The organism is Mesorhizobium sp. (assembly GCF_024509055.1).
Taxonomy (GTDB): Bacteria; Pseudomonadota; Alphaproteobacteria; order Rhizobiales; family Rhizobiaceae; genus Mesorhizobium.
Genome location: NZ_JANINM010000293.1, coordinates 1 through 2083, shown reverse-complemented (window position 1 = coordinate 2083; position 2083 = coordinate 1). Strand labels below are relative to the sequence as shown.

The window sequence follows — 2083 nt, the reverse complement described above, 5'->3', positions numbered from 1 at the left end:
TGCCGCCGCCAAGAAGCTGATCGCCGACAAGGTCGAGGCGATCTGCATCATGACCGTCTTTTCGCACGTCAATCCGGCGCATGAGAAGCGCATCGCCGAGATCTGCCGCGAGGAGATCGCCGCCGCAGGCGCCGACATCCTCGTCTATACCAGCCATGAAGTGCGCCCCGTCATCCGCGAGCAGTCGCGGCTGAACTCGGTGCTGATCGAGGCTTACGCCACCTCGCGCGGCCGCAAGCAGTTGAAGGGCATCGAGGACGTCTCGAAGAAATACGGCTTCAAATACGGCGTGCAGACGCTGCTTTCGTTCGGCGGTCTCACCTCGATCAACCATCCGCGCCTGCACGAGACGATGATCTCCGGGCCGATCGGCGGCATACTTGGCGCAGCCTATGTCGGCAAGCTGATCGGCAACGACTCGCTGATCTGCTCGGACATGGGCGGAACGTCCTTCGACATGGGCGTCATCACGCGCGGCCAGACGCGGATCGAGAACGAGCCGCTGATGGACCGCTTCAAGCTCAACGTGCCGACGCTGCATCTCGACACGATCGGCGCCGGCGCCGGCATGATCCTGAAGGTCGACCCGCTGACCAGGAAGGTCTCGCTCGGACCGGAAAGCGCCGGCTCCGATCCCGGCCCGATCTGTTTCGCCAAGGGCGGCACGGAACCGACGATCGCCGATTGCGACGCCATCCTCGGTCGCCTCAATCCGCACTATTTCCTCGGTGGCAAGGTCGTGCTTCAGGTCGAGAAGGCAAGGAAGGCCTTCGAAGAGAAATGCGCCCGCGTGCTCGGCGTTGGCGTCGAGGAAGCCGCCGAAGGCATGATCGAGATGCTCGAGGCCGACGCCAACAACGCGCTGCGCCGCGTCATTTCCGGGCAAGGAATCCACCCGTCGGAGTTCACGCTTCTGTCCTATGGCGGCTCGGGGCCGCTGCATCTCGCCGGCTGCTCCAGGGGCATCGGCTTCAAGGACATCATCACCTTCCAGTTCGCCGCCGCCTTCTCGGCCTTCGGCTGCACCACTGCCGATTTCATGCGCCGTCACTCGGTGTCGACGCAGATCGACATCGGCGCGCGGGCCAGCGATGACGAGCTGGTCGCGTTCGGCGGGAAGGTCACCAGTGTTTGGGATGATCTCACCAAGGCCGCGGTCGATGAAATGATCGCCGACGGCCATGCTCGCGACAAGATCAAGACCGTGCCGTTCCTGATGATGCGCTACACCGGCCAGCTCGAGGACGTCGAGGTGATGGCGCCGCTGTCGGCAATCGATTCCGCCGACGACATGCGCAAGGTCATCGCCGAGTTCGAGGCCGTCTACGCCAAGGTCAACCACCGCGTTTCGCGCTATGGCGAGGCCGGCTTCTCGATCACCGAACTCGGGCTCATCGCCACCGCGGACAAGGTCAAGCCGATGCTGGTCAAGCGGCCGCTGGGCAAATCCGATCCGGCGTCGGCCCACAAGGGTGTGCGCGAGGCCTATATCGGCGGCCGCTGGCACAAGGCCAACCTCTACGAGATGGACCTTCTCCAACCCGGCCATGAGGTTGTCGGCCCCGCCATCATCGAACATCCCGCCACGACCCTCGTCGTCCATCCGCAGGACCGCGTCTTCATCGACGAATGGACGCTGCTCCACTACTCCCACGCTTGAGAAGGGCGAACGCCATGCTGGACAAACCCGCCTCCGCGCTCCGCATCCGCGAGCGGCTGATCGAATCCGAAAGGCTCATGGAAGAGACCGGCTGCTATGACGGCATCACCGAGCTCGAACTGCGCAACCAGGATCCGCTGAAGTTCGAAACACTGCACACCAAGCTGCGCGCCTACTGCGTGTCGGCCCGCGAAATGGCCCGCCGCATCTCGGCTTCGCCCGGCGTGCGCGAGGTCGGCGAGATGGTCGTCGCCATCTACACGCCGGAGGGCGACGCCATCGCGCTCTCCAACGGCATCATGGTGCATGTGCACACGATGAGCCGCTTCATCAAATGGATGATCCGCAACGGTTACGAGGAAAACCCTCGGATCCGCGACGGCGACATCTTCGCCAACAACGACGCCTTCATCGGCACCGTGC

At 63.9% G+C, this 2083-nt stretch carries 2 protein-coding genes; both read left to right on the top strand.

Translation table 11 applies throughout. From position 1 onward, the window contains the following. The coding region (locus Q0L57_RS13365; protein ID WP_296743326.1) for a hydantoinase/oxoprolinase family protein at window positions 1-1660 on the top strand (1660 nt) is incomplete at its 5' end. 14 nt (window positions 1661-1674) lie between these two features. Further along, the coding region (locus Q0L57_RS13360; protein ID WP_296743325.1) for a hydantoinase B/oxoprolinase family protein at window positions 1675-2083 on the top strand (409 nt) is incomplete at its 3' end.